15 protein-coding genes and 1 other RNA gene are annotated in these 19,218 nt (G+C 70.8%); 12 read left to right on the top strand and 4 right to left on the bottom strand.

The genetic code is table 11. The features are described 5' to 3' along the window. The first annotated feature begins 87 nt into the window (after positions 1 to 87). The 5 genes from FS532_RS03005 (at position 88) to FS532_RS02985 (ending at position 4,439) form a co-directional block, all read left to right on the top strand. Entirely contained in the window at positions 88 to 1,047 is a 960-nt protein-coding gene (locus FS532_RS03005) for a helix-turn-helix transcriptional regulator (protein ID WP_144750161.1), read from the top strand. A gap of 48 nt (positions 1,048 to 1,095) precedes the next feature. Continuing rightward, positions 1,096 to 1,653, top strand: a complete 558-nt coding sequence (locus FS532_RS03000; protein WP_186321885.1) for an RBBP9/YdeN family alpha/beta hydrolase — start codon at positions 1,096 to 1,098, stop codon at positions 1,651 to 1,653. Between the two features lie 116 nt (positions 1,654 to 1,769). Next, positions 1,770 to 2,810 carry a hypothetical protein gene (locus FS532_RS02995; protein WP_144750157.1) on the top strand — a complete coding sequence of 347 codons (1,041 nt, stop codon included), beginning with the start codon at positions 1,770 to 1,772 and terminating at the stop codon, positions 2,808 to 2,810. Between the two features lie 46 nt (positions 2,811 to 2,856). Then, on the top strand, positions 2,857 to 3,702 hold the full coding sequence (locus FS532_RS02990) for a Nif3-like dinuclear metal center hexameric protein (RefSeq protein WP_144750155.1): 846 nt from the start codon (positions 2,857 to 2,859) through the stop codon (positions 3,700 to 3,702). A 2-nt stretch (positions 3,703 to 3,704) separates the two neighbouring features. Next, positions 3,705 to 4,439 carry a zinc ribbon domain-containing protein gene (locus tag FS532_RS02985; protein ID WP_144750153.1) on the top strand — a complete coding sequence of 245 codons (735 nt, stop codon included), beginning with the start codon at positions 3,705 to 3,707 and terminating at the stop codon, positions 4,437 to 4,439. A gap of 120 nt (positions 4,440 to 4,559) precedes the next feature. On the opposite strand, the gene rnpB is transcribed toward FS532_RS02985, so the two are convergent. From rnpB to map, 3 genes are all read right to left on the bottom strand, one after another. After that, positions 4,560 to 4,920: RNase P RNA component class A (rnpB, locus tag FS532_RS02980), an RNA gene on the bottom strand. A gap of 150 nt (positions 4,921 to 5,070) precedes the next feature. Further along, complete coding sequence (gene ppgK / locus FS532_RS02975; protein WP_144750151.1) at positions 5,071 to 5,823, bottom strand: polyphosphate--glucose phosphotransferase; 753 nt, start codon at positions 5,821 to 5,823, stop codon at positions 5,071 to 5,073. Positions 5,824 to 5,845: 22 nt separating this feature from the next. After that, a complete protein-coding gene (gene map, locus FS532_RS02970; RefSeq protein WP_144750149.1) occupies positions 5,846 to 6,709 on the bottom strand; it encodes a type I methionyl aminopeptidase in 864 nt (287 codons plus the stop codon). Between the two features lie 341 nt (positions 6,710 to 7,050). Between map and FS532_RS02965 the strand changes: the two genes are divergently transcribed. From FS532_RS02965 to FS532_RS02940, 6 genes are all read left to right on the top strand, one after another. After that, a complete protein-coding gene (locus FS532_RS02965; protein WP_022906735.1) occupies positions 7,051 to 7,230 on the top strand; it encodes an SPOR domain-containing protein in 180 nt (59 codons plus the stop codon). 36 nt (positions 7,231 to 7,266) lie between these two features. Continuing rightward, positions 7,267 to 8,604: a type I glutamate--ammonia ligase gene (glnA, locus tag FS532_RS02960; protein ID WP_079235857.1), complete on the top strand. Its 1,338-nt coding sequence runs from the start codon at positions 7,267 to 7,269 to the stop codon at positions 8,602 to 8,604. 22 nt (positions 8,605 to 8,626) lie between these two features. After that, positions 8,627 to 11,581: a bifunctional [glutamine synthetase] adenylyltransferase/[glutamine synthetase]-adenylyl-L-tyrosine phosphorylase gene (locus tag FS532_RS02955; RefSeq protein WP_144750147.1), complete on the top strand. Its 2,955-nt coding sequence runs from the start codon at positions 8,627 to 8,629 to the stop codon at positions 11,579 to 11,581. Positions 11,582 to 12,131: 550 nt separating this feature from the next. Next, positions 12,132 to 13,739, top strand: a complete 1,608-nt coding sequence (locus FS532_RS02950) for a glycosyltransferase family 2 protein (RefSeq protein WP_144750145.1) — start codon at positions 12,132 to 12,134, stop codon at positions 13,737 to 13,739. Next, positions 13,732 to 15,255, top strand: coding sequence for a glycoside hydrolase family 26 protein (locus FS532_RS19125; protein ID WP_144750143.1), 1,524 nt, complete (start codon positions 13,732 to 13,734; stop codon positions 15,253 to 15,255). The genes FS532_RS02950 and FS532_RS19125 overlap by 8 nt, the downstream gene beginning before the upstream one ends. Continuing rightward, positions 15,252 to 16,679 (top strand): UDP-glucose dehydrogenase family protein, encoded by a 1,428-nt coding sequence (locus FS532_RS02940; protein ID WP_144750141.1) that lies wholly within the window; start codon positions 15,252 to 15,254, stop codon positions 16,677 to 16,679. Before FS532_RS19125 ends, FS532_RS02940 begins: the two co-directional genes overlap by 4 nt. Before the next feature lie 368 nt (positions 16,680 to 17,047). On the opposite strand, the gene glnA (FS532_RS02935) is transcribed toward FS532_RS02940, so the two are convergent. Next, on the bottom strand, positions 17,048 to 18,472 hold the full coding sequence (gene glnA / locus FS532_RS02935) for a type I glutamate--ammonia ligase (protein ID WP_071291904.1): 1,425 nt from the start codon (positions 18,470 to 18,472) through the stop codon (positions 17,048 to 17,050). A gap of 226 nt (positions 18,473 to 18,698) precedes the next feature. Here glnA (FS532_RS02935) and FS532_RS02930 point away from each other — a divergent pair, with 226 nt between their 5' ends. After that, positions 18,699 to 19,154: an RDD family protein gene (locus FS532_RS02930; RefSeq protein ID WP_144750139.1), complete on the top strand. Its 456-nt coding sequence runs from the start codon at positions 18,699 to 18,701 to the stop codon at positions 19,152 to 19,154. Positions 19,155 to 19,218: the final 64 nt, after the last annotated feature.

Raw genomic sequence — 19,218 nt, 5'->3', positions numbered from 1 at the left:
CCGGATCGCGCAGCGCCTGAGCCGTAACCCGCAAGACAGCCCGTCCCGGTGCCGGTCTTCCGCGCCGCCGTGTCACGATCCAGGACGATGACAGTCGAACCCGACCCCAGGATCAGCTTCGAGACGTCCGGTCACGACCTCGCGGCAGCGATCCAGATGTACGAAGACGCCTACGACGGCGCCGGGTTCCGTGCTGCGCAGACCGAGCGCCCCTTCAGCTACCGGTTCCGTGTGGTCGGCGACGACACGATGTCCTTCCGGTCGACCCGGTTCGACGCCCGGATGGAGGGGGAGCTCGAGGCGCGTGACGAGTACGTCGTGATGTGGCTCGCCGACGGGGGTGGACTCGTCGACATCGGCCGGCAGGAGGTCGCCTTCGGGCCGGGGACGCCGATGATGTTCCCGACCGGGCGGCCGTTCGCGTTCGACCTGCAGGACGTCCGGCAGAGCCTCGTGCAGTTCGAGCGGACCTACCTCGAGGGCATCGCGGCCGAGGAGCACGGCACCCGACCCGCGCCCCTGGTGTTCGACCACACGCAGACCCCGCGGAAGGAGGACCTGCGCGACTGGAACGCCCAGGTGCAGCGTGCTGCGTCGACGGTGCTCGGCAACGCGCCGGTGTCGCCGATCGTCCTCGCCGAGACCGCGCGGGACACCGCGCTCGCCCTGCTCCGCACCTTCCCGCACACCGTGCTGGCACCGGACGTCACCCTGCCCCAGGGCGCGACGGGCCGGGTCCGCGAAGCGGTGGAGTACATGCACGCCTTCGCGCACACCCCGATCTCCACCACGGACGTCGCGGAGCACGTCGGGCTGAGCGTCCGCGGGCTGCAGCAGGCCTTCCAGCGGCAGGTCGGGACGGCGCCGAACACGATGCTGCGGGGCATCCGGCTCGACCGGGTCCGCGACGAACTCCGGCGGGCCTCGCCCGGCGAGGTCACGGTCGCCGCGGTGGCGGTGCGCTGGGGCTTCGCGCACCTCGGGCGGTTCTCGGGCGCCTACGCGAGCCGCTTCGGGGAGTACCCGCGCGACACGCTGCACGGCTGAGCCCCGGTACGTCGTCGTTCGGCGGCACTCCTCGCTACGATCTGGACCGTGCGCAGACCTCGACCGTGGGTGATCGTCCCCGGGATCTGGAACTCCGACCCGGACCACTGGCAGTCGCGGTGGCAGGCCGAACGAGCCGCGGTCGACCCCGCCGGCGTCGTGCGTCTCGAGCCGGCGTCCTGGGGTGAGCCGGACCCGGCCGACTGGTCCGCCGCGATTACCCGTGCCGTCCGGTCGTTCGACGAACCGCCCGTGCTCGTCGCCCACAGCCTGGGTGTCCTGGCCGTCGCCGACTGGTCGGGGGAGCCGGACCGCCCGTCGGTCGCCGGCGCGTTCCTCGTGGCGCCGCCGGACCCCGCCGCGCCGGGCTTCCCGCCCGAGGCCTCGGGCTTCGCGGAGCCGCTCGCACGGTCCTCGGTCCCGACCGCGCTGGTCGTCAGCGACGACGACCCGTACTGTTCGGTCGAGCGTGCTCTCGGGTTCGCCGACACCCTCGGTGCGCGGGCGATCAGGATCGGCCCGCGCGGGCACGTGAACGTCGCGAGCGGGGTCGGTGCCTGGGCCGACGGACGGTCCCTGCTGGACGACTTCGAGCACTCGCTCTGACACCGCCGGGCGGCCCGGCCGACACGCCGTTCACGTTCGACGCGATATGGCAGGGTCTTCGGCGACACACCGCGGATGTCCACGGATTCGTGCGTCGCGATATTTATGCTCCGACCATGGAAACGCAGTCCGGTGCACGCACCCCCCTCGTCGACCCCTTCGGTCGCGAGCTCGAGGAGTGGCTCCGTGACGCCCCGGCGACGCGCGCCCCGTACCTGGCGGACCTCGTGGTCCCGCCGGTCACCGGCCCCGTGCAGCGACCGGACGCAGCGTCGGACGCCGCAGTCGAGCCCGCCAGCACCGTCCCCGCGCCGGAGGTGGACGCCACCCAGCCGGTGCCGTCGGCCGCGACGGACGACTCCGCCTTCCGCCGGCCCCGCGACCGTGCCCGGCACGCTGCTGCCTGCGCCCCGTCGTTCCCCGAACCCCCGGAGCGCCTCGCCCTCCGCATCGAAGACCTCGCCGTCGAGGTGTCCGCGTCGAGCGGTCGCACCACGATCGAGCGCATCGTGATCCTCGAGGACGAGGTCCGTCGCCGCGACGAGGACCTCGCGCGCCTCGCCGCGTGGGAGGCCACCGTCGCCGAGCAGACGGACCCCGAGGTGGAGGCCGCCCGGGCCTTCGCCCACACCGTCTTCGCCGACCTGCTCGCCGACGCGGCGCTCGAGTCCGACCGTCGCGACCGTGCCGCCACCCGCCGTGCCGCCACCGGCACGGTCCCGGTGCAGCGCGTCGTACCGGCTGCTCCCGCGACGGCAGTGCCCGCCCTCGTCGAGGCGACCGACGTCGTCGACGCGATCGACGCCCCGGAGCCGACCACCTCGGCACGTGACGAGGTCGCTCGTCCGGTGTTGTCCCTCCCGGTCGTCTCCCCGGTCTCGGCGAACACGCGACCGACCCCGCTCATCCAGCCCGCGACCGGCCCCACGGTCATCGACCGTGCCGCGTTCGCCGCCGCGCTCACCGCGCACGTCGGCACGACCGCGAGCACCCCGGTGGTCCTGCCGGAGGCCGTGCAGCCGACGACGGCCACCGACACGGTGACGGCCGAGGCGGCGGACGCCGTGCACCGCACCGGCGAGGTCGACGAGGCGAGCCAGCCCGGCTGGTGGGCACGACTCGTCGCCCGCGTCCTGCACGCGTTCGGTCGTCGCTGATCCACAGGCGGCCTCGGTCGCACGGTCCGCTCGGTAGACTGACGGGATGCCGACGCTCCGCGAACTCCAGGCCGTGATCGAAGACCTGTGGCCCGCCGCAGGAGCCGAGTCGTGGGACGCCGTCGGTCTCGTCGCCGGTGACCCCGACCAGACGATCGAACACGTGCACCTCGCCGTCGACGCCGTCCCCGCGACCGCGCACGAAGCCGTCGAGGCCGGTGCCGACCTGCTCCTGACGCACCACCCGCTCCTGCTCCGCGGCGTGACGACGATCGCCGAGTCGACCTACAAGGGCCGCGTGCTCGCGACGCTCGTCCGGGGCGGCACCGCACTCGTCGCGGCGCACACGAACGCCGACGTCGTCACCACGGGCACCTCGGCCGTGCTCGCGGACCGGCTCGGCCTGATCGACCAGCGTCCGCTCGAGCCGGGCGCCGACCCGTCGACGGGCATCGGCCGGGTCGGGACCCTCGCCGAGCCCACCACCCTCGGTACCCTGGCCCGCGCGCTCGTCGACCTGCTGCCCGGCACCGCCACGGGCGTCCGGGTCTCGGGGGACTTCGACCAGCCGATCCGCACGGTGGCACTCTGCGCCGGCGCCGGCGACGCCTACCTGCGGAACCCCGCCGTGCTCGACGCCGACGTCTACGTCACGAGCGACCTCCGGCACCACCCGGCGTCCGAGTTCCGCGAGCAGGCGTTGCTCGGTGGGGGCCCGGCCCTCATCGACACGTCGCACTGGGCCACCGAGTGGCTCTGGCTCGACATCGCCGCCGAGCAGCTGCGCGCCGCCGCCGGGGTCCGCGTCACCGTGAGCGACCTCCGTACCGACCCGTGGGACTTCGCCGTCCTGCCGGCCGCCGAACCCACCACCCACACTGAAGGAGCCTGACCATGAAGGCAGCACCCGAGGACCAGGTCATCCTCCTCGACGTCCAGCGACTCGACAACGACGTCACCCGGATCGCCCACCGGATCACGTCGCTCCAGAAGGGCGACCGACTGACCGAGCTGAGCACCACCGCGGCTGGGCTGCGTGCCTCCCTCGCCGCGGCGACCGGCGAGGTCGAGGACGCCGAGCGGGAGCTCGCCCGCCTCGAGTCCGACACGGCGACGGCGCAGGCCCGGGTCGAGCGCGACACCACCATGCTCCAGAACGTGTCGAGCGCGAAGGACGCCGCCGGGCTCCAGAGCGAGCTCGACTCGCTCCAGCGGCGGATCGGCGACCTCGAGACGGCCGAGCTCGAGGTCATGGAGACCCTCGACGGCTTCCGCGCCCGCGTCGGTGACATCGAGGCGCAGCTCGCCGACGTCGAGGCCTCGCGTGCCGGACTCGCCGCCGAGCGCGACGCCGAGATCGCACGGCTCGAGTCCGACCGTGCCTCGGCCGTGCAGAGCCGTGCGGACGTCGCCGCGAAGGTGCCCGCCGAGCTCCTGGCGCTCTACGACCGGCAGCGGGCGCGCTACGGCTTCGGGGCGTCGCTGCTCCAGGGTGGGGTGTCGACCGCCTCGGGCGTGACCCTCACCAACTCGGACCTGCAGACGATCCGCCGGGCCGCGCCCGACGACGTCGTGCTCTGCCCCGACAGCGACGCGATCCTGGTGCGGACGGCGGAGTCCGGGCTCTAGACGCGACCCACGGACGGACTGGAGGCGCGGTGCCAGCTGGTACCGCGCCTCCAGGCCGTCCGCGCGCGCGTCGCGTGCGCCGCACCGGCGCGAGTCTCGGCCGCCAGACCGTGTGTGGTGCGAATGGGCCGGCCGTACGCCGGGTTCTGTCCCGTCACTTGCGTGGCGGTGACGGCCATCTCTCTCGGACCGACGTTGCCGTCGGCCTCCAGCGGTCTACCCGAGGACTCGGCGAGCAGCCTCAGCGTCCTCTGTCTGACCTTGCTCCGGGCGAGGTTTACCGAGCGGATCCGGTCACCCGGACCCCTGGTGGTCTCTTACACCACCGTTTCACCCTTACCGACGTCGCCGCCGGCGGTCTGCTTTCTGTGGCACTGTCTCGCGGATTGCTCCGGGTGGGTGTTACCCACCGCCCTGCTCTGTGGAGCCCGGACGTTCCTCGGCACTCCCGGGGGAGTGACGCGACCGTCTCACCGACCCATTCGCGGGACTCAGTGTAGCGGCCGGGGTGCCGAGGTCGCGCGAAGTGTCGCTCGGAGCGGGCTCGGGCGGCCGATTCTGCGACCTCGGCGCACAGGGCACGGCGTGTTGTGCGACCTCGACGTCCGAGCTGGCGGGTCGGACGTGCGCGCTACGACTGCGACCGGGCGGCCAGGGTCGCGGCACCGATGATGCCCGCGTTGTTGCGGAGGGTCGCCGGGATGATGTCCGCCTGCAGGTCGAGCAGCGGGAGGAACTCCTCGTACTGCTTCGACACGCCACCACCGACGACGAAGAGCTCGGGGGAGAGCAGGGCCTCAAGCGTCGAGTAGTACTTCTGCAGGCGCTTCGCCCAGTGCTTCCAGGACAGGTCGTCCCGCTCCTTGGCAGCGAAGGACGCCCGCGACTCGGCGTCGTGCCCGTCGATCTCCAGGTGCCCGAGCTCCGAGTTGACGATGAGGACGCCGTCGTTGATGAGCGCGCTGCCGATGCCCGTGCCCAGGGTCGTGACGACGACCAGCCCGTCCTTGCCCTTCGCCGCGCCGAACTGCTGCTCGGCGAACCCGGCGGCGTCGGCGTCGTTCACGAAGTGGATGGAGCGGCCGAGCTCCTTCTCGAAGAGCGCCTCGGCCTCGAAGCCGATCCACTTCTTCGACACGTTCGCGGCCGACATCGTCTTGCCGTCGCGGACGATCGCCGGGAAGCAGACCCCGACCGGCACGTCCGCCGCGGGGGCGAGCTCCTCGACGATGGACTTCGCCACCGCCACGATGTCGTGCGGTTTCCCGCCCTCGGGCGTGGCCTTCTTGATCCGGTCGGTGGTGAGTTCGCCGGTGGTGACGTCGACGATCGCGCCCTTGATGCCCGTACCGCCGATGTCGACGCCGACTGCGAGGGAGGTCATGAGGAGCCTTTCGGTAGGGGTGTCAGGAGACGGTGAGGAGTTCCGCGCCGCGCTCGGTGACGACGAGGGTGTGCTCGAACTGTGCGGTCCACGACTTGTCCCGCGTGGAGACGGTCCATTCGTCGGCCCAGATGTCCGCCTCGATGCCGCCGAGCGTGAGCATCGGTTCGATCGTGAAGACCATGCCGGGCTCGATGACGTCGTCGAAGCGTGGTGCGTCGTAGTGCGGGATGATCAGCCCGGAGTGGAACGCACGCCCGACCCCGTGGCCCGTGTAGTCCCGGACGACGCCGTAGCCGAAGCGCTTCGCGTACGCCTCGATCGCGCGGCCGATGACGTTGACCTGGCGGCCCGGGGCGACGGCGCGGATGCCCCGACGGAGCGCCTCCTCGGTCCGTGAGACGAGGTCGCGGACCTCTTGCGTGCCCTCGCCGACGATGAAGGTCCGGTTCGTGTCGCCGTGCATCCCGTCCTTGTAGGCGGTGATGTCGATGTTGACGAGGTCGCCGTCCTGCAGGACGGTGTCGTCGGGGATCCCGTGGCAGATGACCTCGTTGAGGCTGGAGCAGAGCGACTTGGGGTACCCGCGGTAGCCGAGCGTCGAGGGGTAGGCGCCGTGCGACACGACGAACTCGTGGCCGATTCGGTCGAGCTCGTCGGTGGTGACCCCAGGGCGGATCGCCTCGCCCACGGCGTCGATGGCCTGGGAGGCGATGCGGCCGGCGACCCGGATGCGCTCGACCTCGTCCGGCGAGTAGGTGTCACCGAGCCCGTGCTCGTGCGGCTCCGCCCGGCCGACGTACTCGGGGCGCTCGATGTCCTTCGGGACGGGCCGCTGCGGGGAGAGGCGGCCAGCGGTCAGGTGTCCGTGTTCGTCCCGGGGCATGCGGACCACTCTAGCCAGGTGCGCGGTCCCCGCGACGCGGGTGCGGGGTGCGACGTGCCCGCCTGGAGGCCCGGTGCCGGTCCGCCGGGCCGGCACCGCGCCTCCAGGCGGGCACCATGCGCGCGGGGCGCGCCCCGAAGGTGCGCCTCTGCCACGTCCGGTCCACCTCCGCGTCCGGTCCGCCAGAGCGACAGATCCGCGCTCCGCGCGGCGTCCGGTCCGCCGAGGCGACAGATACCCACCGACGTTCGGCGGCGATCTGTCGCTTCGACGGAAGCGACAGATCCGGCATCGGTGAGCAGCGCGGCCCCGCGCACACGCCGGATGGGTACGGTGGCGGCATGAGCGACGAACGCATCGAGTCCCAGTGGTGGTTCAACGAGAAGACGCACGCCGTCGAGCAGGGCCCACAGTCCCCGCAGCGCGACCGCATCGGCCCGTTCGACACGCGTGAGGAAGCGCAACACGCCCTGGACCGGATCAAGGCGAACAACGAGCGTTGGGACGACGAAGACCAATAGGCTGAGCATCCCAGCTGCACCACGGAAAGGGCGTCAATGGACAAGCAGACGGACTTCGTGCTCCGCACCATCGAGGAGCGGGGCATCAAGTTCATCCGACTCTGGTTCACGGACGTCATCGGGACGCTGAAGTCGGTGGCGATCGCCCCGGCCGAGGTCGAGGGTGCGTTCGCCGAGGGCATCGGGTTCGACGGCTCCGCGATCGAGGGCCTGACGCGGAGCTACGAGGCCGACGTCCTGGCCCACCCGGACCCCTCGACGTTCCAGATCCTCCCGTGGCGCGGCGAGATCGACCCCACCGCGCGGATGTTCTGCGACATCACGACGCCGGACGGTCAGCCCGCCGTCGCCGACCCCCGCAACGTGCTGAAGCGCACGCTGGCGAAGGCGAGCGAGCGCGGCTTCACGTTCTACACGCACCCGGAGATCGAGTTCTACCTGCTGAAGAGCCGCGACTGGCAGGACGGCGGCCCGCAGCCCGTCGACCGCGCCGGCTACTTCGACAACGTCCCCGGCGGCAGTGCCCACGACTTCCGTCGCCGCTCGGTCCGCATGCTCGAGGACCTCGGCATCTCGGTGGAGTTCAGCCACCACGAGGCCGGCCCGGGCCAGAACGAGATCGACCTGCGCTACGCCGACGCGCTCACGATGGCGGACAACATCATGACGTTCCGCACCGTCGTGAAGGAGGTCGCGATCGAGCAGGGCGTCTACGCGACGTTCATGCCGAAGCCGATCTCGGGCCAGCCCGGCTCCGGGATGCACACGCACGTCTCGCTGTTCGAGGGCGACCAGAACGCCTTCTACGAGGCCGGAGGGCAGTACCAGCTGTCCGAGACCGCGAAGCACTTCATCGCCGGTGTCCTCAAGCACGCGCCGGAGATCACGGCGGTCACGAACCAGTTCGTGAACTCGTACAAGCGCCTCTGGGGCGGCGACGAGGCCCCGTCCTTCGTGACCTGGGGCCACAACAACCGCTCGGCGCTCGTCCGCGTCCCGCTGTACAAGCCGAACAAGGGCCAGTCCGCCCGCGTCGAGTACCGCGGCATCGACTCGGCAGCGAACCCGTACCTGGCGTACTCGCTGCTGCTCGCCGCGGGCCTCAAGGGCATCGACGAGGGCTACGAGCTCCCGCCAGAGGCCGAGGACAACGTCTGGAGCCTGACGGACTCCGAGCGCCGCGCCCTCGGGTACAGCCAGCTGCCGGCGAGCCTCGACCACGCCCTGAGCCTCATGGAGGACTCGGAGCTCGTGGCGGAGACGCTCGGCGAGCAGGTGTTCAACTTCGTGCTGCTCAACAAGCGGCAGGAGTGGAAGCGCTACCGCGACCAGGTCACGCCGTTCGAGCTCGACACCAACCTCGGCGCGCTCTGACGGTCCGCGGGACACGCGCCAGATGACCGGCCGGACGACGACGTCACGTTCCGAGTTGGCCCGCCTGGGCTTCGCGGAGCTCTCGGAGAGCCTGCAGCGGATCGCCGACCTGGAGGCACGGTTCGGCTCCGACCTGCAGGTCCCGGTGAGCGACGCCGCGGCCCTGTGGGAGTCGACCGCCGATCCGGACGGCGCGCTCCGCGCGCTCGAGCGGCTGCTCGAGCGCGCGCCCGACGAGCTCCGTCCGGTGCTCGCCGACGAGGCGGCCACCGAACGCCTCGTCCGGTTGCTCGGCGCGTCGGTCGGGCTCGGTGAGTTCCTGCACCGCCGACCGGCCGAGATCGCGCTGCTGCTCGACCCGGTGACCGAGCCGTGGTCGCAGGAGCGGTACACGGAGTCGCTGCTCGCCGCGATCGACGGTGCCACGGGTGAGGGCGCCCGGCTCCGGCTCCGGGTGCGCTACCGCCGGCACCTGGCGCAGATCGCCCTCTTCGACGTCCTGAACGTGTCGCCGACCGAGGCGTTCCCGGCCGTGGCCGCGGGGCTGGCCGACCTCGCCGGCGCCGCGCTCGAGGCCGCGGTGGACGTCGCCCGGCGTGAGGTACCGTTCCCGGCGGCCGACGTCGCCGCGACCCCGCTCGCCGTCATCGCGATGGGCAAGGCGGGTGCGCGGGAGCTCAACTACGTCAGCGACGTCGACGTCATCTTCGTCACGGAGCCCACCGACACCATCGGCACCGACCGCGCCGTCCTCATCTCCACCCGCCTGGCGATCGCGGCCACGCACGCCATCACCGACCTCGCCGCCGAGCCCGCGCTGTGGGAGGTCGACGCGAACCTCCGACCGGAGGGCAAGGACGGCGCACTCGTCCGGACGCTCGACTCGCACGTGGCGTACTACGAGCGCTGGGCGAAGGAGTGGGAGTTCCAGGCGCTGCTCAAGGCGCGGCCGATCGCCGGGTCCGCCGACCTGGGGGAGCGCTACGCCGCCGCCGTCGGCCCGTTCGTGTGGAACTCCGCGAAGCGCCCCGGGTTCGTCGAGTCCGTGCAGCGCATGCGGGAGCGGGTCACGGAGCACATCCCGGACGCCGAGGTCGATCGGCAGCTCAAGCTCGGTCCCGGCGGCCTGCGCGACGTCGAGTTCACGGTGCAGCTCCTCCAGCTCGTGCACGGTCGCGACGACGAGTCGGTCCGGGTCCGCTCCACGCTCGAGGCGATGGACGCCCTCACCGACGCCGGCTACGTCGGCAGGCCAGAGGCCGCACGCTTCGGCCCCGACTACGCCCTGCTCCGCGTGCTCGAACACCGCATCCAGCTCCGCCGGCTCCAGCGCACGCACCTGATGCCCTCCGACGAAGAGGAACTGCGGGTCCTGGCGAGGTCGAGCGGCCTCGCGAAGTCGGCGTCCGCCCTCGAGACACGCTGGCGCGGCGTGAAGCTCGAGGTCCGGGGCCTGCACGAGCGGCTCTTCTACCGTCCGCTCCTGTCCGCCGTGGCCGCGAGCGACGGCGACATCGTGCTGACGAGCGACCAGGCCGTCGACCGCCTCGGTGCGATCGGCTTCGCGGACCCGGCCGGCGCGCTGAGCCACATCCGCGCCCTGACCCAGGGCACGAGCCGTCGCGCGGCGATCCAGCGGAACCTGCTCCCCGTACTGCTGCGGTGGATGGCGGAGGGACCGGCCCCCGACCGCGCACTCCTGGCCTTCCGCCGGCTCAGCGACACCCTGGGGGAGTCGAGCTGGTTCCTCCGCATGCTCCGGGACTCCTCGGGTGCCGCGCACTCGCTCACGACCGTGCTGTCCGAGTCGGCGTTCCTGTCCGGGCTGCTCGAGCGGTTCCCCGAGGCCGTGGCGTGGCTCGACGAACCGGACACCCTGCTGCGCCCACGACCGATCGAGTCGCTCCTCGCCGAGGTCACGGCCACCACCGCACGGCACGGTGACGACGTCGACGGTGCCGCGGCACTCGTCCGGTCCGCCCGACGACGGGAGACCCTGCGCCTCGGCATGGCCGCCGTGCTCGGGCAGCTCGACGTGGACGCCCTCGGCCCCGCGCTGAGCGACGTGACCGAGTCGACCCTCGCCGGTGCGCTGACCCTGGCCCGCCGGGACGCCCCGGCCGGCCTGGAGTTCGGCGTCATCGCGATGGGACGGTACGGCGGCCGGGAACTCGGCTTCGGATCCGACGCCGACGTCCTCTACGTGTACCGGGCCCCGGCGGAAATCCCCTCCGAGCAGGCGTCGCGCGCGGCCCAGACCATCGTCCGCGAACTCGCCCGGCTGACCGACGACGCGATCCACCCGTTCGACCTCGACATCGACCTGCGCCCCGAGGGCAAGAACGGCCCCGTGGTCCGCACCCTCGACTCGTACGGCGCGTACTACGCCCGCTGGTCGCTGACCTGGGAGGCGCAGGCGCTCCTCCGGGCCCGCGGCGCCGTGGGGGACCAGCAGCTCCTGCGCGACTTCGAGCACCTCGCCGACCGCACCCGGTACCCGGACCACATCGACGACCAGGAGGTCCGTGAGGTCCGGCGCATCAAGGCCCGCGTCGAGTCCGAACGACTCCCGCGTGGTGCCGATCCCGCGCGGCACCTCAAGCTCGGCCGGGGCTCGCTGAGCGACGTCGAGTGGTTCGTCCAGCTCCTGCAGCTGCAGCACGCGCTGAGCGTGCCGGGGCTCCGGACCACGTCGACGCTCGAGGCCCTGGACGCCGCGACCGAGGCCGGGTTCATCGGGGCCGAGGACGCCGAACGCCTGGGTGCCGCGTGGCGGTTCGCCTCCCGGACCCGGAGCGCGCTCGTGCTCTGGTCGGGGAAGACCACCGACGTGCTGCCCGTGGACCGCATCCAGCTCGAGGGCGTGGCGCGCCTGATGGAGTACCCGCCCGGGTCGGCGTCGCAGCTCGAGGACGACTACCTCGGCGTCACGCGGCGTGCGCGGCAGGTGTTCGAGCGCGAGTTCTACGGCGCCTGACGGGTGGGCTCCACGACGCGTTCTCCCGGCCGCACCCGACACCTGTCGCGTGCGCGACACGCCCGGACCGACGTGTTTCGTGGCTTGTCGACAGGTCCTCGGAAGTGAATTCGACGTAACACGAGCCGTCCCCCGTTCGTGATGGCGTGTACCCCGATGCCGGCGACGCCGCGCGCCGTTACCGCGCCGTGATCGACGGATCGCGCCGTCGGCGCAGCTGCCCCGCCGCGCAGGTGCGCCGCGCCCGGCGACCAGGCCCGGAACAGGGCTTTCCTGCAGAGGTGATCCGCGCCTCCAGGCCGCTGCTCGACCCGCGCAGGGTGAGTGGCAGGGTGAAACGCGTCCGCCGGAGTGCTGTCAGCAGCAGTGCGGACACGATCGCCACGACGCGAGGGGGACCGCGACGTACCCCGTAACGTCCCCGTAACGCCCCCGGACGGGGGCCGCGTTGCGAGGCCGGTCCGCTTTCTGCATCAATGGGGTCACCCGAACCGACCCCGATTTCCCGATGGCGCGGAATCACCCACCTCGAACGTTGAAGCAGGGATCGATGTTCACCTTCATTCTGCAGATCAGGCAGATGGTCGACGGGCACCCCGAGTTCTACCTCTTCGCCGTGTACTCCGCGGTGATCTGGTTGCTCTGGTTGCTCAAGGTCGTCCTCTCCGCCCGCTACCGCCCCTACACCGGTACCTACACCGGCACCACGAGCGTCGTCGTCCCCGTCGTGGACGAACCGCTCGACCTCTTCCGCGACGTCATCGGCCGCATGGTCGAGCAGCGTCCCGGCGAGATCATCGTCGTCATCAACGGCGCCCGGAACGAGGCCCTCGAAGCGGTCTGCGACGAGTTCGCCCCACTCGTCCGCTGGACCCACACGCCCATCCCGGGCAAGCGCAACGCCGTCAAGGTCGGCACCGAGATGTCCACCGGCGACATCACCGTGCTCGTCGACTCGGACACGGTCTGGACCCCCGGCACGCTCGACGAACTGCTCAAGCCGTTCGCCGACGCCTCGGTCGGTGGCGTGACCACCCGTCAGCGCATCCTGGAGCCCGAGCGCAGCTGGATCACCCGCTGGGCGGACTGGCTGGAGAACTCCCGCGCGCTGTACTCGATGCCCGCGCAGAGCGTCCTCGGCCAGATCGGCTGCCTGCCCGGACGCACGATCGCCTTCCGCCGCGACATCCTCGTGCGTGTCATGGACCGCTTCATGCACGAGAAGTTCATGGGCGTGTTCCTCGAGGTGTCCGACGACCGGACGCTGACGAACCTCACGCTCAAGGAGGGGTACCGCACCGTTTACCAGTACACGTCGCTGGTCTACACGGACGCCCCGCTCCAGGTGAAGAAGCTGTTCAAGCAGCAGCTCCGCTGGGCCCGTGGCTCGCAGTACAACACGCTGCGGATGCTCCCGTGGATGCTCGGCCACGCGCCGATCCTCGCGCTGTTCTTCCTGACCGACATCATCCTGCCGTTCATGCTCTTCGGCGTGATCGCCGGCTGGATCTACCGCGGCCTCACCGGCCAGGGTTCGAACCTGTACGAGGGGATCCTGCACCAGTACGGGTTCTCCACCGGGTTCATCTACGTCGCCGGACTCATGGTGGTCTCGTCCGTCCTCAGCATGGCGATCCGACAGATCCGGCACCTCGCCGAGAAGCCGAGCGACTTCTTCCGCCTGCCGATGTTCATCATCGTGTCGACGTTCTTCCTCATGCCGATCCGCCTCATCGGCTTCTTCCGCCTGGCGCACGCGTCCGGCTGGGGGACCCGCGCCGGTGCCTACGCCGGCGGGCCGATGGAAGAGGACCCCGCCGACGCCGTGCAGCCGACGGCCGTCGGGACGCGGGCTCCGGTCAGCCCGATCGACGCCGTCCCCACGGACCCGGCCGTCGCCGCCTTCGCTGCTGACCCCACGGCCGCCGCGGACCAGCGCGCCGCGGACCGCGCGTTCGACGAACTGTTCGGCCCCGACGCCACCACCAACTCCACCGCGACGGTGCTCGCCACGCGCCGGTCCGCCGCGCAGGCCTCCGTCGCTCCGGCACCCGCGAAGCAGGCTCCCGCACGCGTCCGCCGGTACAACCCGTACGCCGCGATCCCGTACTGCATCGGCATCGCGGTCTTCGCCCTGGAGGCCTTCCTCATTGTCTGACCTCATCCGATCCTCAAGTACGTGGTGGGCCCAGTCCAGCAAGCACGCTCGGCTCACCGCCATCGGCACCACCGCCATCGTCATCGTCCTCGGGCTGATCACCTGGAACGTCTGGGTGTCCCCGGCCGGCTCCGTGTCGACCGCGGTCCACCAGGCGCTCGGGGTCACCCCGCCGAAGAAGAAGGTCTCCGCCGCCGAGCTCCAGACGAAGCTCGACGCCGCGCAGGAGAAGATCTGGGCGCTCGAGGGCAAGCTCGACTCCAGCAGCGCGCAGGCCGGGTCGCGTGCCGACCAGATCACGCAGCTCAAGGCGCAGCTCGCGTCGCTGCAGTCCGAGCTCGGCGCAGCGAAGAGCGGGACTGGAGGCGCGTCCTCCTCCGGCGGGTCCGGTACCTCCGTCAACGCGGCCGGCTCCGGCGGCTCGGGTGGATCCGGTGGCTCCAGCAGCTCCGGCGGTTCCGGTGGGTCCGGGGGTTCCGTCACGAAGCCGAACACCGGCCCGTCGAAGGACCCCACCACCACGCCGATCAGCACCCCGACCAAGGCGCAGATCCTCGGCCAGCAGTCCCGCTGGTACGGCCTCTACACGGCGCAGTCGCCCTTCAGCTGGTCCGAGTACGACCAGGTGCAGCAGGCGGTCGGCACCGCGACGAACATGGTCGGGTACTTCCAGGGCTTCGACCAGGACTTCAACGCCAGCGCCGTGCAGCGCTCCTGGGCGAACGGTCGCCTGCCGATGATGACGTGGGAGTCCGTGCCCGCGGCCACCGGCAACGACGAGCCGTACGTGCCCGGGTACACCAACCAGGACATCCTCTCCGGCAAGTTCGACGCCTACCTCACCAAGTACGCGCAGGCGGTGAAGGCGAACGGGATGCCGCTCGTGATCCGCTTCGACCACGAGATGAACGGCCAGTGGTACAGCTGGTCCGAGTCGAGTGCGCAGAAGAACGATCCCGGTTCGTACAAGAAGGTCTGGCAGCACGTCTGGAAGGTCTTCCAGGACAACGGTGCCAACCAGTACGCGATCTGGAACTGGTCGCCGACGCGCATCGACAACCTCGGCAACCCGAAGTACCAGACCCTCGCCTACATGGAGAACTACTACCCGGGTGCCCAGTACGTCGACTGGGTCGGCATGAGCGGCTACTACCGCAAGGCCGTCGAGCAGCCGACGTTCCAGAACACGTTCGGCGCGACGCTCGCACAGATCCGTCAGATCGCACCCGGCAAGCACATCGTCCTCAACGAGATCGGCGCCACCGAGACCGGCGGCACCGCCTCGAACGGCCAGAAGTCCCAGTGGATCACCTCGCTGTTCGACGCCCTCGCCGACCCCGCGAACAAGGACATCATCGGCTTCGCGTACTTCAGCGAAGTGGCCACCACGATCGTCGACGGTGCCCGCACCACGAACGACTGGCGACTCAACTCCCGCGCCGACAGCCTCGCGACCTTCGCGAAGGGCATCAAGCGCAACGACATCGACTACGACCTGCAGGAGGTCACGCCATGACCGCGTCCAAGAAGTCGACCGCAGCGGCCGACACCCGTCCCGCACCCGTCATCAGCGTCATCGGCACCGGCTACCTCGGTGCCACCCACGCGGCCGCGATGGCCGAGATGGGTTTCGAGACGATCGGCGTGGACGTCGACCCGTCGAAGCTCGCCGCCCTCGCCGCCGGCGAGGTCCCGTTCTACGAGCCCGGTCTGCCGGAGCTCATCACGAAGCACGTCGCGAGCGGCAAGCTCCGCTTCACCGCCTCGATCGCCGAGGCCGTGGCCGCCGCCGACGTCCACTTCGTCTGCGTCGGCACCCCGCAGCGGGCCGGCTCGCACGCCGCGAACCTGTCCTACGTCGAGAACGCCACACGAGGCGTCGCCGAGAACCTCACGCACCCCGGCGTCATCGTCGGCAAGTCGACGGTCCCGGTCGGCACCGCTGCGCGTCTGCGTGGCATCGTCCGCGAGTTCGCGCCGGCCGGCATCGACGCGGAGCTGATCTGGAACCCGGAGTTCCTCCGCGAGGGCAAGGCCGTCGACGACACGCTGCACCCGGACCGCCTGGTCTGGGGCGGTGCGTCCCCGGCCGCCGACGCCGTGATCCGCGAGGTCTACGCCGCACCCATCGCCGAGGGCACCCCGGTCATCACGACCGACCTCGCCACGGCGGAGCTCGTCAAGGTCAGCGCCAACGCGTTCCTCGCCACGAAGATCTCGTTCATCAACGCGATCTCGGAGATGTGCGCGATCACCGGCGCCGACGTGTCGACCCTGGCGGACGCCCTCGGACACGACGCCCGCATCGGCCGGAAGTTCCTCAACGCGGGCCTCGGCTTCGGCGGTGGCTGCCTGCCGAAGGACATCCGAGCGCTCATGCACCGTGCGAACGAGCTCGGAGCCGGCCGCGTGGTCGGACTCATGCAGCAGGTCGACGAGATCAACATGGGGCAGCGCGAACGCGTGATCGACATGACGATCGACGCGCTCGACGGTTCCGTGCTCAACCGTCGCGTCGCGGTGATCGGGGCGGCGTTCAAGCCCCTCACCGACGACGTCCGCGACTCGCCGGCGCTCAACGTCGCCGCCGCGCTGCACCTGCGCGGCGCCCAGGTCACCCTGTGGGACCCGGAGGCGATGGAGACCGCCCGACGCTCGTTCCCGACGCTCTCGTACGCCTCGTCGATGGTCGACGCGATCGAGGACGCCGACGTCGTGCTCGTCCTCACCGAGTGGGACGACATCGTCGAGGCCTCGCCCGTCGAACTCGCCGCCATCGTCGGTCGTCGGTTCGTGATCGACGCCCGCAACTGCCTCCCGGTCACCGACTGGGTCAAGGCGGGTTGGACCGTCCGTTCCCTGGGACGGCCCACTCCGGCCACGGGTGCACCCGTGAGCGTCGCCGCGGGGACGAACGACGTGCTGGCGACAGCGCGCTAGACGTCTCCGCCAACGAGCGGGGTCCGTGCCGGGGCGGCACGGGCCCCGCTTTCGCGCGCGCGGACGCCTCTTGCTCGTGTCCTCCTGGGGTCGTTCCGCGCGGAGGGGGTCGTTTCGCGCATGGTGAGCGGAACCGCGCGTAGGAGGCAGTTCCTTCTTGCCTCCCACGCGCGATTCGGCTTCCCACGGCGCGTGCGATGGGCAGGAACGTCACGAGGTGACCGCCTGGAGGCGCGGTGCCGGCCCGACGGACCGGCACCGCGCCTCCAGGCGGTCACCTCCACTGCACGACCGCCGGCCGACACGCGCGGAACGCGGAAGGCCCCGCACCGGGAACCGGTGCGGGGCCTTCGTGCGCTCAGCGAGGATCAGACGCCGAAGTAGAGCTCGTACTCGAACGGGTGCGGGCGCTGGGCCAGCGGGAGGATCTCGTTCTCGCGCTTGTAGTCGATCCAGGTCTGGATGAGGTCCTCGGTGAAGACGTTGCCCTTCGTGAGGAACTCGTGGTCCGCCTCGAGCGCGTCGAGGGCCTCGTCGAGCGAGCCGGGGACCTGGGGGATGCCCTTGGCCTCCTCCGGGGGGAGCTCGTAGAGGTCCTTGTCGACCGGCTCGTGCGGCTCGATGCGGTTCTGGATGCCGTCGAGGCCCGCCATGAGCTGCGCCGCGAAGGCGAGGTACGGGTTGCCCGAGGCGTCCGGCGCGCGGAACTCGATGCGCTTGGCCTTCGGGTTCGTGCCGGTGATCGGGATGCGGATCGCGGCCGAGCGGTTACCGGCCGAGTAGACCAGGTTGACCGGCGCCTCGAAGCCCTTCACCAGGCGGTGGTACGAGTTGATCGACGGGTTCGTGAAGGCGAGCAGTGCCGAGGCGTGCTTCAGGATGCCACCGATGTACCAGCGTGCGAGGTCCGAGAGGCCGCCGTAGCCGTTCTCGTCGTAGAACAGCGGCTTGCCGTCCGACCAGAGCGACTGGTGGGTGTGCATGCCCGAGCCGTTGTCACCGAAGAGGGGCTTCGGCATGAACGTGGCGACCTTGCCCCACTGGTCCGCCGTGTTCTTGACGATGTACTTGAACTTCAGGATGTCGTCCGCGGCGTGGACCATCGTGTCGAACTTGTAATTGATCTCCTGCTGGCCGCCGGTGCCCACCTCGTGGTGCGAGCGCTCGAGCTCGAAGCCTGCCTCGATCAGCTTGAGGGTGATGTCGTCGCGGAGGTCGGCCGTCTTGTCGACCGGCGACACGGGGAAGTAGCCGCCCTTGTACGGGGTCTTGTTGGCGAGGTTGCCGCCCTCTTCTTCACGGCCGGTGTTCCAGGCGCCCTCTTCGGAGTCGACCGAGTAGAACGACTGGTTCTGGGTGACCGAGTAGCGGACGTCGTCGAAGATGTAGAACTCGGCCTCGGGGGCGAAGAACGCGGTGTCCGCGATGCCCGTCGACGCGAGGTACTTCTCCGCCTTCTTGGCGACCTGGCGCGGGTCACGGCCGTAGATCTCGCCGTTCCGCGGGTTGTAGATGTCGAAGATCATGATCAGCGTGCGCTCGGCGCGGAACTGGTCGATGTACGCGGTGGTCACGTCAGGGATGAGCTGCATGTCGGACTCGTGGATCGACGCGAAACCGCGGATCGAGGAGCCGTCGAAGAGCTGACCGACCGAGAAGAAGTCCTCGTCGACCGTGGATGCCGGGATGTTGAAGTGCTGCTGCACGCCGGGCAGGTCGGTGAAGCGGATGTCGAGGAACTTGACGTCCGTGTCCTTGATGAAGGCCAGGACCTCGGAGGAATCGCTGAACATGTGTGTCGATCTCCTGGGGGTTTGGGTGATGTGGAGGTGCCGCGGGTGCACCCTCCGAAGAGGCTATTGACACCGAGTTTCCCGGACATGACTGGATTGTTTCGTCCGTGTTACGTCGGGGGTGGTGGGCGAGTCGGTATCTGCTGGTGGCGCCGGCGGGGCTGGGGACGGTGCCGTCGGGGCTGCGGTCGGTGTCGGCCCCGTCGCGGTCGCCTACGCTTGGGGCATGGCCCGCAGCACCACTCCGCCCCCCGCGTCCTCTGCACACCCGGACGGCTGGCCGGGCAAGGACCTCGGACTCCCCGAGGAGGGCCCGCGCAGCGTCGGTCGCATCGGCCGGCGGATCGTCGCGCTGCTCATCGACGGGGCCCTGGCCGACCTGGTCGCCTACGTCACAGGGGTGTGGTCGCCGGTGAACGGCTCCGGTGACATCGCGCACTCGTGGATCCAGATCGCGATCTTCGCGGCGCTCCAGGTCCTGTTCATCTGCCTGCTGTCCGGGTCGTTCGGCCACATCTGCGTCGGGCTCCGGGTCGTGCCGATGCGCGGCGGCTACGTCGGCGTCTGGCGCCCGGTGGTCCGGACGGTCCTGCTGTGCCTGATCGTGCCGGCGCTGATCATCGACCGCGACAGCCGCGGGGCGCACGACCGGATCGCCGGGACGGTGCTCGTCCGCCGCTGAGCGCGGGGCGCCGGGCGGGCTGGCGCTGCGGCGCGCTGGCGCTGGGGCGCGCTGGCGCTGGGCG

Source organism: Curtobacterium pusillum (genome assembly GCF_007673235.1).
GTDB lineage: Bacteria > Actinomycetota > Actinomycetes > Actinomycetales > Microbacteriaceae > Curtobacterium > Curtobacterium pusillum_C.
This window is presented reverse-complemented; position numbering and strand designations above follow the sequence as displayed.